The organism is Sphingorhabdus sp. (genome assembly GCF_044354325.1).
Classification (GTDB): domain Bacteria; phylum Pseudomonadota; class Alphaproteobacteria; order Sphingomonadales; family Sphingomonadaceae; genus Sphingorhabdus_B.
Genome location: NZ_JBILAF010000053.1, coordinates 1 through 13,362, shown reverse-complemented (window position 1 = coordinate 13,362; position 13,362 = coordinate 1). Strand labels below are relative to the sequence as shown.

Annotated in this window: 13 protein-coding genes and 1 pseudogene; 10 read left to right on the top strand and 4 right to left on the bottom strand. The window is 56.4% G+C overall.

The features are described from left to right. Together glyS and ACIQ0G_RS06465 are read right to left on the bottom strand one after the other, a co-directional pair. Positions 1–1,993, bottom strand: a 1,993-nt coding sequence (glyS, locus tag ACIQ0G_RS06470; protein ID WP_397577198.1) for a glycine--tRNA ligase subunit beta, incomplete at its 3' end; no start/stop codon positions are given. Between the two features lie 118 nt (positions 1,994–2,111). Further along, positions 2,112–2,999, bottom strand: coding sequence for a glycine--tRNA ligase subunit alpha (locus tag ACIQ0G_RS06465; protein WP_333568724.1), 888 nt, complete (start codon positions 2,997–2,999; stop codon positions 2,112–2,114). Between the two features lie 156 nt (positions 3,000–3,155). Here ACIQ0G_RS06465 and ACIQ0G_RS06460 point away from each other — a divergent pair, with 156 nt between their 5' ends. The 4 genes from ACIQ0G_RS06460 (at position 3,156) to ACIQ0G_RS06445 (ending at position 5,793) form a co-directional block, all read left to right on the top strand. Beyond that, entirely contained in the window at positions 3,156–3,359 is a 204-nt protein-coding gene (locus ACIQ0G_RS06460) for a helix-turn-helix transcriptional regulator (protein WP_324478050.1), read from the top strand. Between the two features lies 1 nt (position 3,360). Beyond that, positions 3,361–4,023 carry a hypothetical protein gene (locus tag ACIQ0G_RS06455; protein ID WP_397577197.1) on the top strand — a complete coding sequence of 221 codons (663 nt, stop codon included), beginning with the start codon at positions 3,361–3,363 and terminating at the stop codon, positions 4,021–4,023. Positions 4,024–4,079: 56 nt separating this feature from the next. Beyond that, on the top strand, positions 4,080–4,997 hold the full coding sequence (locus ACIQ0G_RS06450; RefSeq protein WP_397577196.1) for a TraB/GumN family protein: 918 nt from the start codon (positions 4,080–4,082) through the stop codon (positions 4,995–4,997). 70 nt (positions 4,998–5,067) lie between these two features. After that, positions 5,068–5,793 carry a lysostaphin resistance A-like protein gene (locus ACIQ0G_RS06445; RefSeq protein ID WP_397577195.1) on the top strand — a complete coding sequence of 242 codons (726 nt, stop codon included), beginning with the start codon at positions 5,068–5,070 and terminating at the stop codon, positions 5,791–5,793. Here ACIQ0G_RS06445 and ACIQ0G_RS06440 read toward each other — a convergent pair. Together ACIQ0G_RS06440 and ACIQ0G_RS06435 are read right to left on the bottom strand one after the other, a co-directional pair. Continuing rightward, positions 5,790–6,839 (bottom strand): LD-carboxypeptidase, encoded by a 1,050-nt coding sequence (locus ACIQ0G_RS06440; protein ID WP_397577194.1) that lies wholly within the window; start codon positions 6,837–6,839, stop codon positions 5,790–5,792. The genes ACIQ0G_RS06445 and ACIQ0G_RS06440 overlap by 4 nt on opposite strands. A 17-nt stretch (positions 6,840–6,856) precedes the next feature. Then, positions 6,857–9,811: a TonB-dependent receptor domain-containing protein gene (locus ACIQ0G_RS06435; RefSeq protein ID WP_397577193.1), complete on the bottom strand. Its 2,955-nt coding sequence runs from the start codon at positions 9,809–9,811 to the stop codon at positions 6,857–6,859. A 186-nt stretch (positions 9,812–9,997) separates the two neighbouring features. On the opposite strand from ACIQ0G_RS06435, the gene ACIQ0G_RS06430 reads away from it, so the two are divergent. From ACIQ0G_RS06430 to ACIQ0G_RS06405, 6 genes and pseudogenes are all read left to right on the top strand, one after another. Further along, positions 9,998–10,435, top strand: a complete 438-nt coding sequence (locus ACIQ0G_RS06430; protein ID WP_397577192.1) for an RrF2 family transcriptional regulator — start codon at positions 9,998–10,000, stop codon at positions 10,433–10,435. Positions 10,436–10,558: 123 nt separating this feature from the next. Then, the gene (locus ACIQ0G_RS06425; RefSeq protein ID WP_397577191.1) at positions 10,559–11,335 is read left to right on the top strand and encodes a sulfite exporter TauE/SafE family protein; all 777 of its coding nucleotides are present in this window, start codon (positions 10,559–10,561) and stop codon (positions 11,333–11,335) included. A gap of 110 nt (positions 11,336–11,445) precedes the next feature. Continuing rightward, positions 11,446–11,748, top strand: a pseudogene (gene rplY / locus ACIQ0G_RS06420) (50S ribosomal protein L25); the annotation flags it as partial. A gap of 80 nt (positions 11,749–11,828) precedes the next feature. After that, on the top strand, positions 11,829–12,401 hold the full coding sequence (gene pth, locus ACIQ0G_RS06415) for an aminoacyl-tRNA hydrolase (RefSeq protein ID WP_397577190.1): 573 nt from the start codon (positions 11,829–11,831) through the stop codon (positions 12,399–12,401). Positions 12,402–12,405: 4 nt separating this feature from the next. After that, positions 12,406–12,915: a topology modulation protein gene (locus ACIQ0G_RS06410; RefSeq protein WP_397577189.1), complete on the top strand. Its 510-nt coding sequence runs from the start codon at positions 12,406–12,408 to the stop codon at positions 12,913–12,915. Between the two features lie 33 nt (positions 12,916–12,948). Next, positions 12,949–13,362, top strand: a 414-nt coding sequence (locus ACIQ0G_RS06405; RefSeq protein ID WP_397577188.1) for a GTPase, incomplete at its 3' end; no start/stop codon positions are given.

The following is a 13,362-nucleotide window of genomic DNA, read 5'->3' as shown; positions in this document are numbered from 1 at the left end:
CGCGCTTGTAAGCGGCCAACAAATTCGCGCCTTCGGCGGTAATAATATATACCTGCAATGCGTTCACCCGCGCGAGCAGCCGGACAAGATCATCCTCACCGCCAAGGCTAAACACCGCATCAATCAAATCGTGCCGTACACCCGCTTCGCGCTGTTGGACTTTGAGGCGGTCGGCGAAGAAGGCCAAAAGATCGTGTGCTACCAATATGAAATTTCTATCATAGGCACCAAAACCAGTCGCACCGGAGAGCCCGACGGCCATTTCAATCGAAACTTGCACTCCCGGTGCAGTCGCGGAGCCGATTTTTGCTTTTTGGGTCGACAATCTAGTTTCTTGAACTGCCCCGAAACCAGCTTCGCAAGCCTTGTCGAGCAAGGGCATCAATCCAAGGCGCAGGCCATTGGTCAAAATCAAACTCTGGGCAGCAATTACCGCGCGTCGAAGTGCGAAAGGATCTTTCGATCCAGTGGGCTTCTCTTCGGCTGCCCAAAACCCGCCTAGGGTATCCAGCTTATCTGCCAAGCTGACCGCCACCGTGACCGGCGCGGTGGGCACTTCGTCGCCCTGCCCGACGGGCTTGTAATGGTCGCGGACCGCGTCGGCGACAGCATCGGCTTCGCCTTGTGCGCGGGCGTAATAGCCGCCCATGAGGCCCTGCAATTCGGGGAATTCACCAACCATGCCGGTGACGAGGTCAGCCTTGCACAGCCGCGCCGCGCGTTCGGCTTGGTCCGCTAACTCCTCCCCGGCACGGGGAGGGGGACCATCCGAAGGATGGTGGAGGGGGTTGTCGGTATCAAGTGAGGTGGAAGGCGAAGCCCCCCCTCCGTCACTCGCTACGCGAGCGCCACCGCCCCGTTCCGGGGAGGATTTAACAATGCCTTCTTCGACCAACCAGCGCGCCAGCTTGGCAACGCGTTCGACCTTGTCGGCCACGCTGCCCAATTTTTCGTGGAACGTGATCTGCGCCAGCTTCGTCGCCTGATCGTCCAACGCGACCTTCAGGTCCTGTTCCCAGAAGAATTTCGCATCGGACAGGCGCGCGGCGAGCACCTTTTCATTGCCCGCAACAATCGCTGCGCCGCCGTCATGTGCAGCGATATTCGCGGTGCAGACGAAGGCGTTGGCAAGCTTGCCATTGCTGTCGTGACAGACAAAATACTTCTGGTTTACGCGCGCGGTCAGCTGAATGACTTCTTGCGGCACTTCCAAAAACGCGGGGTCGAAACGGCCAAGCATGGGCACGGGCCATTCGGTCAGCCCGGCATTTTCGACGACCAGGCCTTCATCCTCAACCAATGTCAGCCCTGCGGCCGCCGCCGCCGCCTTTGCGCCGTCGCGAATGAGCGCACAGCGTTCGGAGAAATGGACGAGGACATGGGCGTCGCGCAGCTTTTGTGCATAATCGCCTGCATTGCCAATATTGACAGGGCCGCTGTGGTGGAACCGATGTCCCATCGTCGTCGTGCCGCTGATGATGCCTTCGATTTCGCATGGCACGACATCATCGCCCAGTATCGCGACGATGCCTTGCAATGGGCGGACCCAACGCAAACTTTCCGTCGAAGCCGACCCCGCGCCCCAGCGTTGTGACTTTGGCCATGGGAACGCACGGATAATCGTTGGAATCGCCTCGGCCAGAACATCAGCGGTCTGACGCCCTGCCTTTTCCACGACCGCGAAATACACGCCATCGCGTTCGATCAGCTGGTCTTGCGTAAGGCCGGCTTTACGGAGGAAACCCTCCATCGCCTGCGGCGGCGCGCCGACTTTTGGTCCTTTGGTTTCTTCGGACACAGCGTCTGTCGCCAGCGGCAGACCCGTCGCAATCAACGCCAAGCGGCGCGGCGTAGCAAAGGTTTCAACCGAAGCCGCAGCAAGCCCGGCCTTGGCCAGCGCGTCGTTAAACAAGCGCGCCAAGTCTTCCTTGGCCTTCACCTGCATCCGCGCAGGGATTTCTTCAGAGCGAAGTTCCAGCAGAAAATCGGTCATGCTAAATCACCGTCATGCTGAACGTGTTTCAGCATCTTAATTTCTCCGACGTTGCAGTAGTAAGACCCTGAAACAAGTTCAGGGTGACGGCTGTGGGGAGGGTGTTGCGTGGACGCCATCATGCCGTCCATCCGTTCTTTTCCATCCATGCCTGGCAGCTGCCTTTGGCGAGGTCGCGGACGCGGCCCATATAGCTGGCGCGTTCTTGCACGGAAATCACGCCGCGCGCCTGAAGTATGTTGAAGATGTGGCTGGCCTTGATCGCCTGTTCATAGGCGGGAATGGGTAGGCTGCGATCAAGGCAGTTTTCGCACTCCGCAGTCGCCTTTTTAAAGGCATCGAACAGCATATCAGTGTCTGCAACCTCAAAATGATAGGTGCTCATCTGCCGCTCGTTTTCGCGGAAGACGTCGCCATAGGTAATCGCCGGGCGATCAGCGGTGGCATTGTTATACGCGAGGTCGAAAATGCTGTCCTTGTTCTGGATATACATCGCCAGACGTTCCAGACCATAGGTCAACTCGCCCGAGACCGGCTTGCAATCAAACCCGCCCATTTGCTGGAAATAAGTGAACTGCGTGACTTCCATGCCGTCACACCAGACTTCCCAACCAAGGCCCCATGCACCCAGCGTCGGGCTTTCCCAGTCGTCTTCGACAAAGCGGATGTCGTGCAACAACGGATCAATGCCAATGGCCTTGAGCGAGCCCAGATACAGTTCCTGAAGGTCCGGCGGGCTTGGTTTCAATATCACCTGATACTGGTAATAGGCGCCGAGCCGGTTCGGGTTTTCGCCATAGCGCCCATCGGTTGGGCGGCGCGACGGCTGCACGAATGCGGCATTCCACGGATCAGGGCCAAGCGCGCGCAAAGTGGTCGCGGTGTGGAAGGTACCGGCACCCATTTCCATATCATAAGGCTGCAATATCGCGCAGCCTTGCTTGCCCCAATAATCATGGAGGGTGAGGATCAGGTCCTGAAAACTAAGTGGTGCGATGTCGGACATGGCCAGCCCTTGGCGGAGATAGGCGGCTAAATCAAGGTTCTGAAAAGCGCGCGCCTCGTTTTGTCAGTCACGCATAGCATTATGTAAGGTGTTGTTGACATATTGCGCGAATCGCAATAGTAAGGTTTCCATGACACAAAGACATCATAACCTGACATGAAAAATCAGCTGAAAGTTCTTCGCGCGATGCGGAGCTGGAGCCAAGCCGATTTGGGCGAGCATCTCGATGTGTCGCGCCAAGCGGTCAATGCCATCGAGACGGGAAAATATGACCCGTCGCTGCCGCTGGCGTTCAAGATTTCACGGCTGTTTGCATTGCCGATCGAGGAGATTTTTGATGACGAATTTGAAGGAGACTAACATGATCGATCGTGATGAAATCGCCGGTTCAGCCGGCCGCCGCTTCATGTGGGTTATCGTTTCAGGCCTTGGCCTCGTGATGACTGCAGGAGCCGTTGCCGGTTATCTCGCCGCGCATGAGGCGCAAGGCGGTGGCGCAATCGGGGCCGCTGGAATACTGACATTGTGCGCCTTGGCCACCATCATCATAGGCCTTGCGTTCGCCATCTGGAGGAACGTCAGCAAGATGAAGGCCAGTAATGAGGGGCTCACGCGCCGCGAAACGCTGAATCGCAACATGATCTACGGTTTTGTGCTGATCGGTGGTGCAATCGGTCTACTCCCTGCGTTTTACGACACAAGCGTTGGAAATTCGGACACCGGGCCTCCGCTGCTACTCGCAGACAGCCCAATGCCGCCAGTCATCGCCCTGATGCTGATCTTTTTCTGGACAGTGATTATGCCGATCATCGCCTGGTTCTGGCACAAGCGCGCAATCGATGAACAGGAAGCAAGCGCTTATCGTGACGGCGGCTATTACGCCGCATACGCATTGCTGATTGGCGCGCCGACTTGGTGGATGCTGTGGCGCGGCGGTTTTGTACCGGAGCCCGATGGCGTGGCGATATTCATGCTCTTTGCGTTAATATGGGCGGCGGTCTGGTTCTGGAAAAAATATCGCTGACACCGAAACCATTTACTTACGGTTTTTTGCTACCCGCGGCTTAAAGGAGAATATCTATGCGTTTACGCTTAAAGTCCGTGCTTGCCGCGACCGCAACATGTGCGCTGGCCTGGGCAATACCTGCCGCAGCGCAGACCACACCAACCGAGGCCCCTGCCGTTACCGTCAAGGATGTCGATCCCGCTTTGTGGGTGGTGAAGGACGAAGACACCACGGTCTATCTGTTCGGTTCAGTCCATCTTTTGAAACCAGGCCTTGGCTGGTTTGACGACGGCGTAAAGACGGCTTTTGACAGTTCGGACCAATTGGTATTGGAACTGGTCGAGCCACCCGCCGCCGAAGTCCAAGCCCTGTTTGGCAAGCTGGCGATGGATCAACAGGGCAAGACCCTGCGTTCCAAAATGAACGATGCGGACCGCGCGGTGTATGAGGCGGCCATGGGCAAGCTTGGTATTCCAGCACCTGCTTTCGACCCTCTTGAGCCATGGGCAGCGGGGATCACTTTGTCCGTTGTAGCAATGCAAAAATCCGGCTTTGATCCCAATAGCGGTGTTGAAAAACAGCTAACGGCAGCGGCGAAGGTTAGCAACAAACCCATCGCTGGACTTGAAACCATGGAGTTTCAGCTTGGCTTGTTTGATACCCTGCCGGAGGCGGAGCAAATCACTTTCTTAGTCGAAACCGCAAAGCTGATTGATGAGGTGGCTAGCACCACCGACAAGATGGTCGCCATGTGGGCATCGGCCGAAACCGAAAGCCTTGGCCAGCTCATGAACGAGGGCCTGACCAGCCGCACCTTGTATGACGCCCTGCTGACGAAGCGAAATGCCAATTGGACGAAATGGATTTCGGCGCGCATGGCAAAGCCCGGCGTGACATTCATGGCGGTGGGCGCAGGGCATTTGGCTGGCCCAACGAGCGTTCAAAATCTGCTTCCTGCTTATGGCCTCAGCGCAACACGGGTGGCCTATTAAGTTTTGATGTGTCACGAGGGAGAGGGCCTGACAATATATGGTCGGGCCCTCCACTTTTAGCGGGATCGCAATGGACAACACGCAGCACACTAATGGCGCTTATGCCGGGTCACTGGAAAGCCCGAACTATCCGGGTCTTTGGCCCACCGCCGGGTTTATCCTGCTGTATTTTGTGCTGCAGGGGGTGTGTACGGGCCTCATCATGGCCGCGACGGGAACGAGCAGCGCAATGCCCGTTGTGATTATCTTCGGCCTTGTTGCCGCCGCGATTATCCAATTGTTCCTGATGTGGCTGTATCTGCGCAAGCAAGGGCGGATGGCGATATTGGGGCTGAATAGTTTCGGCAAAGTCCCCCTGCGTCAGGCAACGGCGCTTGCGGTCGTTGTGATTATGGCCGCCATGGCGTTCAATTATATTTACGCGACTTATGTCATTCCGGGTGTCGGAATGCAGGAGGAAATGGCCAAAATTCTCGCCTCCATACCGCGAACGCCCGTGAACATTGCCGCGATATTTTTCGCCATCGCGATTGCGGCGCCCATTGTTGAAGAATTGCTGTTCCGGGGCATGCTGCAAAATGCGGTTGCGAAATATGTGCCCTTTTGGGCGGCGATCCTGCTGTCATCATTCCTGTTCGCGGTCGTGCATCTGCAGCTTTATGCCATCCCCGGATTGATGTCGCTGAGCATCGCTTTTGGCTATCTCTACCACCGCACAGGATCGCTGCGCACGAACATCATCCTGCACATGGCGAACAATGCGTTTGCTTTGGTCGTATCCCAAATTTTGAATTAAACGACGACAGGCTCCAGCAAGCGCAGCGTACCGGCATCGGCGTCAATTTCCGCCATGCCGCCAACGGGCAAGGTGAATTGGTCGGTAATATGCCCGAACCACGCCCCCTGATACGCAGGAATGCCCAAGCCGCCCAGATGTTGGGTAAGGACATCATTCAACGTAAACGAACCGTAACTGGTGCCCTTATTGACGCAGTCAGTGCATTGACCAAACACAACGCCTTTCAGGTTTTTCAGCACGCCGGCTTGCCCCAATTGGGTGAGCATCCGGTCGATGCGATATTCCGCCTCGTCCACATCTTCGAGGAACAAGATCGCGCCATTAAAGTCCGGCAAATACGGCGTTCCGGCAAGCGCGGTCAGCACGGTGAGGTTACCGCCGAGCAGCTTCCCCTGCGCTTTGCCAGTGCCCGTGCCCAAAACGCGGGTGCGCCAACGACGCTGGGTCAGCCGGTCCTCGTCGCCCTCTGGATTAACAAATAAAGGCGTGCCCGCATCAAACGCGATTTCGTGGTAGATGTCCCATGATGACTTGCCCCACGCGCTGCCCGCATTTGGCCCGTGTAAGGTCACAAAGCCGCCCTTTGCCGCAATCGCCATGTGCAAAGCGGTGATGTCACTAAAGCCCGTCAGCAGCTTGGGATTGGCGCGAATGATGTTCCAATCGAGATAGGGCAAAAGCCGTGCGCTGCCCCATCCGCCGCGCACCGCAAATATCGCCTTTACGTCCTTGTCCGCAAACATCGCGTTGATGTCCGCCGCGCGGTCCTTGTCCTGCCCGGCAAGATAGCCGTAGCGGTTCAACACATGCGGCGCCCGTTTGGGCTTCAGCCCCATTGCGGTGATGGCTTCTTCAACCAACTGAATTTGGAACGGCTCGTCACTGGCGGACGCCGGTTCAATCAGGCCGACGGTATCGCCGACGCGCAAACGCGATGGCTTACGCGCGCCTTTTGCTTCAGGAGAAGCCGCCAAAAGCGGTGGGGCCGACAGCATTGCCGCCAGCCCCGCCATAATCTGACGCCGAGTTGCATTCATATCCATACCCGGCGTTCCTTTGCTTAGAACTTCGCTTCGATCGACAATGTGAACGACCGTCCGCGTGGGTCAGCAACGCGTGGTTCCCAGCTGGAGCCGGCACCGGTGTTGCTGTCATAGGTGATCGCGAATGGAGGATCGGTGTCGAACACGTTCCGCACGCCAGCGGTCAGACGATATTGCTTGAGCAGATCGACGCTCACCGACGTGTTGTACGTCACATAGGATTTCACCATCGGGTTGAAATCCGGACGAACGACAGTGCCATTGGCAATACCGGGCAATGCTTGGTTCTTGTACCCATCGCGATAGATTTGCGAGAAGTTGAAGGTGAAGTCATCCTTTGTGAACGAAACAAAGGCGCTGTGCTTCCACTTGAGACCCAAATCGCCTGCAAAGGTGAACTGACCAATCAGGCTTGATCCGAACGGTGCCGACGGCAGAAACTTCTCACGCTTTTTCAGCAAATAGGTTCCGTCCAAACCACCGGTAATCACACCGCCGAACGCATCCATGCCGCCACGCAACGCAACTTCAAGCCCCTCTGTCCGGCGCGCACCGATATTGTCGGCGCGCAGGTCGATGAGCGTGATGATGTTGTTCGTGCGGGTCACCCGATCAGGGAAGTAGCTGATATTATCGAGCAACTGACGCAGCGTCAGGGCACCAATGGTATCGTCAACGGCGATCGACCAGTAATCGACCGAAGCACTGAAACGGCTCGATGGTTGCAGAACAACGCCAATGCTGTGCTGCTTCGATGTTTCTGGCCCAAGGTTCAGGTTACCGCCCGAAAGCGTCTCTGGCGTAATCGCTGAACAGCCCGGAAGCGTGCTGACGGCACCCGTTGCGCACGTGGTTGGGTCCACCAAAGTATTGCCTGGGTTTGGCGATTGCGTGACGCCGTTAAAAATCTGGTTGAACGCAGGAACGCGGAAGCCCGTATTGAAGGAACCACGGAACATCAGCCAATCAAGCGGCCGGAACTTTGCCGAAACCTTGGGATTAACCGTCGAACCAAAGCCGCTATAATCGTCAAGACGGACGGCACCGGTTACCTCAAGCGCTTCAATAACGGGCACAAGCACTTCGGCATAAGCCGCCTTAACCGTGCGGTTTTTCGCAGTCAGCGCATTGTTATTGTCAAAGGCCACGTTAAAAATGTCAGGCGTTCCGGTGACGGCAGCTGGCGAACCGTTGAAGCTATATGTTTCGCGGCGATAATCCACGCCAAGCGCGACCTGAACGGTACCACCGGGCAAATCAAACAGCGATCCGGACACCGAACCATCGAGTTGCTTCACTTCATATTTACCGCCGTACAGCGTTACGCCTTCGGCAGAAATGGCTTTCAGTCCGGCAAGTGCCGCATCAGATTGCGTCAACGAGAACGGGTTCAGGATACCGCTGTTCAGCAGGCCAACAATGCCAGGCTGCGTTGCGCCAGGCGCTGTTGGTGCGCGTGAATCAATGCCGCCAGATACGGCGCCCGTCACACCCGACGCAGCAGCTGCTGCGGCCGAGGCGAAGGTTCCACGATAATGGTAGCCAGTACCCAATACCGACGTTGATTGGCTGCGGGCGTATGAACCGCCAGCGCGATAATCCCAGCCATCCCACAATGGACCTTCAGCGCCCAAAGCGGCGCGCAAGGTTTTTGTGTTGGTTTCATATTCACGCACGTCGCATGACGTACAACGCCAGCGATACGAAATCGGCTTGCCATAATTGACTGCGATTTGCGGGAAAACGGCACGCAGCCTGTTATACACGTCATTATAGGTCGCTGCTGTCGTGCTGTTCAGCGGATAATATAATGGCAAGGTTGTGGCGTTGCCCGAATATTGGTTGTTCGAAAAACGCTTCGATGAATCGGCGTCTGAGCCCGTGATTTCAGCGTAAATTTGATTGTCACCAAGTTTCACGGTTGCGCGTCCATAATAAGTCAGCGTTTCCAATGGCTGCTGAAGAACAGCGGCGCGGCCGGTGTCCCACGCACAGGCAAAACGTGCCGAGGTATTGGCCCACAATTGGTCATCATATGCCATGCCCCCATCCATGGATGCGCAACCTGCGCCGCCGGGAAGGTCGAGGATGTTGATACCGCCATTCGCAGGAACAGTGGCCCCTGCCTCAAGCAAGGTAACCCCGCTTAACAGCGAACCGGTCGGCGCAAAGAGCGCATTTGAACCGGTGGCGAACGCTGTCGCAATTGGCGTTCCACGCGTATCAACCGAAAGGCCGCGATTGGGCTGGTTGCCGTTTACAAAGCTGCGCTCAGAACCGTTCAGCGCTTTATTGACGCTTCTGCTGACGGTGGCCAAAATGTTGAAGCCATCTTCGTCCAGGTCGCCATAACCACCCGTCGCCGACAGACGATAAATCGCGCCGCCGCCTGCTTCGGCCATGTCCGTGAAGGCGTTAAGCGCGAGGCCCTGGAAATTTGTTTTGGTGATGAAGTTGATAACACCGCCAATTGCATCGGTTCCGTAAATAGCCGACGCGCCGTCTTTCAGCACTTCAACGCGCTCAAGCGCAGCCATCGGAATTTGGTTCACATCGACCGCTGAACCCGTCAGGCCGTGCGCTGCGACGCGGCGTCCATTGAGCAGCACCAATGTCGATGCCGAACCCTGGCCACGCAAGTTGGCTGCCGACAGGCCGTTGGTGCCGCGCTGCGCACCCGATGTTACGTCCGCATTGGACGCCAGGTTATCCGCACCATTGCCGTTGGTCGACAGGTAAGAGATGAGCTGTTCAGGGCTGTTAATGCCTTCGCGCGTCAGATCGTCGGTGCTGATAATCTGCAACGGCAGCGCGCTCTTGGCGGGATCCTGCTTGATGCGCGAACCCGTCACGATAATCGCTGCACCTTCATCAGCGGTTTCAGCCGCGGCTGGCGGCGATGCATCTTGCGCAAAGGCAGGCGTGGTAAGGCACGTTGCCAACAAAAGAATCGCGGTTTTTGAATATTTCATATTTCACCCCTGTTATTCTAGCTCACCCCTGAGCCTTGTTTACCATCACACGCTATGCCGACACCTGTTGCAATGCAACTGCATTTGCACGCAGATCGACCAGAATTTCGGCACGAAATTCAAACTATCGCCACTTTGTCTACTTGCTGGGTTGAAAAAAGAGGCTTTCCGGCGCACAAGCAAATCATGCTGTCCCAGAAAACCCGCTACGCCATCCGCGCCATGCAGCATCTTGCGGACCATTTCGGCAAAGGGCCTGTGCAGCTCGCCGATATTGCCGAGGCGCAAAAGATCCCGCCCAAATTCCTGACCGTGATTTTATCCGAACTGACACGTTCGGGGCTCGTCGCATCACAACGCGGCAAGGACGGCGGCTATTGGTTGGGCGTTGCCCCCATCGACATTAGCTATGGCGATCTCATCCGCATCATGCGCGGATCTTTGGCGCTGGTGCCCTGTGCCAGCCGTTATGCGCATGAAACATGCAAAAACTGCGTCGAGGAAGAAAATTGCCGCACCCGCGCGCTCATGCTTCAGGTGCGCGACACGACCGCTGACCTGCTGGACGGAATCAATCTGTGCGACAATGTCGATGCTGAAGCATTTGCACAAGCGGCAGAATAATCCACTCACCGCGCTAAACACATTCTTGGGCGCTCCAAACAAATTCGTGAGATACAAAGCGGTGGCTAAAGAAGTGACTCCCGATTATGCATTCACCGTTCCAGCGCAAAAGGCGAGACTTGGATGATTGACTATATTGCCAGTATCGACTGGTCTGCCGTCGCGCCTTATGTCGCGGTCGGCTTTGCCGCGCAGTTGGTCGATGGCGCGCTTGGAATGGCGTTTGGCGTCATTTGCAGCACATTGCTGGTCAGCGTCATGGGCGTCGCCCCTGCCCGCGCATCTGCTGGCGTGCATTTTGTCGAAATGTTCACAACGGGCGCATCGGGCATCAGCCATGTGTTGCATAAAAATGTCGATTGGAAGCTGTTTGCCCGCATTGCTATTCCCGGCGTGATCGGCGGCTGCACTGGCGCGTATCTTTTGGCGAATATCCATACAGAGGCAGCGCGCCCGTTTGTCATGGGGTATTTGACACTTATCGGCTTTTACCTGCTGTATAAGGCATGGAACTTCACCCATCAGCACAAGCCCCGCGATCCCAAGGTGACGATGCCGCTTGGTCTTGTGGGCGGCTTTCTGGATGCGTCGGGCGGCGGTGGCTGGGGCCCAGTGGTTACCTCTAACTTGCTAATCCAAGGCGCTGATCCCCGCAAAACCATTGGTACCGTCAATACCGCGGAGTTTTTCCTGACAATTGCAGTGTCGATGACCTTCATCCTGACGATTGGATTAGAGGCATTTACGGTTGTCACCGGCGGCCTGTTGATTGGTGGGTTGCTGGCTGCTCCGTTCGGCGCGATGTTTGCCAAACGCATTCAGCCGCGCATGTTGTTGTTCGCCGTCAGTATCGTCCTGATCGCGACCAGCATGTTCAGCCTCTACAAAGCACTGACCTGATTCCGCACATAGCTTGCTTTTCCGGCGCAACCTGCGTATAGGCGCGCCCTTGTCGTGCATGGTCATCCCTGGAGGCGTGGCGGCAAGGTAACTTTTTTTGGAGAATTAACATGAGCGATCAGCTGACACTGTCGGCAGAGACTCGCAATGCGGCCGGCAAGGGAGCCTCCCGCGAATTGCGTCGTCAAAACCGAGTGCCCGCCGTAATTTACGGCAACAAGCAAGAACCCGAACTCATCCATGTTGAGGAAAAGGCTCTCGTCAAACTTTTGATGACTGGCCATTTTTCCGAAAGCGTTGTCGAGATCGACCTTGGCGGCAAAAAACAGCTTACAGTTCCAAAGGATGTTGCATTTCATCCTGTTAGCGATCGCCCGATACATGTTGACTTCCTGCGCACCGCAAAGGGCGCGTAAGCCGAAGGCGAAGCTTAAATTTATCTCCGGGGCTGGGTTTCTGCCCGCCCCGGATATTCCCCCAAGGGACAAGCGCGATGCAATTATGGGTAGGTCTCGGTAATCCAGGCGCCACCTATGCGATGCACCGCCACAATATCGGTTTCATGGCGATTGATACGCTGGCCGAAATTCACGACCTGCCATTACCCGCCAAGAAATTTTTGGGCTGGGTGCAGGAACTTCGGCTCGGATCCGAAAAAATCATTCTTCTCAAACCCGCGACGTTCATGAACGAAAGTGGCCGCAGCGTGCGCGCAGCGATGGATTTTTATAAGCTTGAATCCAAAGACGTCACTGTCTTCTATGACGAGCTCGACCTCGCGCCGTTCAAGGTGAAGGTCAAATTTGGCGGCGGCGCGGCCGGCCATAATGGCATCCGTTCGATGACCGACCATATTGGCGCCGATTTCCGCCGTGTCCGCCTCGGCATTGGCCATCCCGGCAACAAAGACCGCGTGACGGGCTATGTGCTCGGCAATTTTCACAAAAGCGAAATCGACGATTTGGCGGATGTGTTGGGCGCGGTATCGGCCGAAGCCGATTGGCTGGCCAAGGGCGATGACGTCCGCTTCATGAACGATGTCGCCATGCGTTTGCAGCAGGACTAAACCCGTGCAACGCGTGCTGGTCATCGGCCCATGCGGTGCAGGCAAATCGACGCTGGCTGGCGCACTTGGTGCGCGCCTAAAATTGCCTGTGTTCCATATGGACCAGCTCAACTGGAACCCCGGCTGGATCGAAAGCAGCAAGGACGAAATCACGTCGAAGCTGCATGACATTGTCGCAACGAAACGTTGGCTCATCGATGGCACATATGGCGGAACGCTTGGGCCCCGCCTCGACCGCGCCGACACCGTCATCTACCTCGATTTCCCGATCAGCCTGTGCGTCCGCCGCTTGCTCAAACGCATCTGGACCTATCGCGGACGCAGCCGTCCCGACATGACCGAAGGATGCCCCGAACGTTTCGACATCGCGTTCCTTTTCTACCTGATACGCTGGAACAGTGGCCCCCGCATCCGCACGGAGGCCCGGTTGAAAGGCCATGAGAATAAGATAATCCGGCTGAGAAACCCCGATGAATTGCAGCGCTGGATGGACTCGTTGCCCGCCGTCGCCTAGGGACGCCGCTATTCAATCTCCCAAGAGGATAATATGGGCTTTAAATGCGGTATCGTCGGACTCCCCAATGTGGGCAAGTCCACCCTGTTCAATGCACTGACCGAAACGGCAGCAGCGCAAGCGGCGAACTATCCGTTCTGCACGATTGAACCCAATATCGGCAATGTCGCCGTCCCTGACCCGCGCTTGCAAACCATCGCCAAAATCGGCGGCAGCCAAAAGATTATAGAAACGCAGCTGGGCTTTGTCGACATCGCCGGCCTTGTGCGCGGCGCGTCAAAGGGCGAAGGCCTTGGCAATCAGTTCTTGGGCAACATCCGTGAAGTTGATGCCATCGTCCATGTGCTGCGCTGCTTTGAAGATGACGACATTCAGCATGTCGATAACAAGATTGATCCGATTTCAGACGCGGAGACGGTCGAAACCGAATTGATGCTGTCCGACCTT

Excerpts from the sequence above, each read along its gene's own strand:
- pth (WP_397577190.1), top strand. The coding sequence starts at position 11,829 with ATGCAATTATGGGTAGGTCTCGGTAATCCAGGCGCCACCTATGCGATG.
- ACIQ0G_RS06445 (WP_397577195.1), top strand. The coding sequence starts at position 5,068 with ATGGACAACACGCAGCACACTAATGGCGCTTATGCCGGGTCACTGGAA.
- ACIQ0G_RS06425 (WP_397577191.1), top strand. The coding sequence starts at position 10,559 with ATGATTGACTATATTGCCAGTATCGACTGGTCTGCCGTCGCGCCTTAT.
- ACIQ0G_RS06435 (WP_397577193.1), bottom strand. The coding sequence starts at position 9,811 with ATGAAATATTCAAAAACCGCGATTCTTTTGTTGGCAACGTGCCTTACC.
- ACIQ0G_RS06460 (WP_324478050.1), top strand. The coding sequence starts at position 3,156 with ATGAAAAATCAGCTGAAAGTTCTTCGCGCGATGCGGAGCTGGAGCCAA.
- ACIQ0G_RS06440 (WP_397577194.1), bottom strand. The coding sequence starts at position 6,839 with ATGGATATGAATGCAACTCGGCGTCAGATTATGGCGGGGCTGGCGGCA.
- ACIQ0G_RS06430 (WP_397577192.1), top strand. The coding sequence starts at position 9,998 with ATGCTGTCCCAGAAAACCCGCTACGCCATCCGCGCCATGCAGCATCTT.
- ACIQ0G_RS06455 (WP_397577197.1), top strand. The coding sequence starts at position 3,361 with ATGATCGATCGTGATGAAATCGCCGGTTCAGCCGGCCGCCGCTTCATG.
- ACIQ0G_RS06450 (WP_397577196.1), top strand. The coding sequence starts at position 4,080 with ATGCGTTTACGCTTAAAGTCCGTGCTTGCCGCGACCGCAACATGTGCG.
- ACIQ0G_RS06465 (WP_333568724.1), bottom strand. The coding sequence starts at position 2,999 with ATGTCCGACATCGCACCACTTAGTTTTCAGGACCTGATCCTCACCCTC.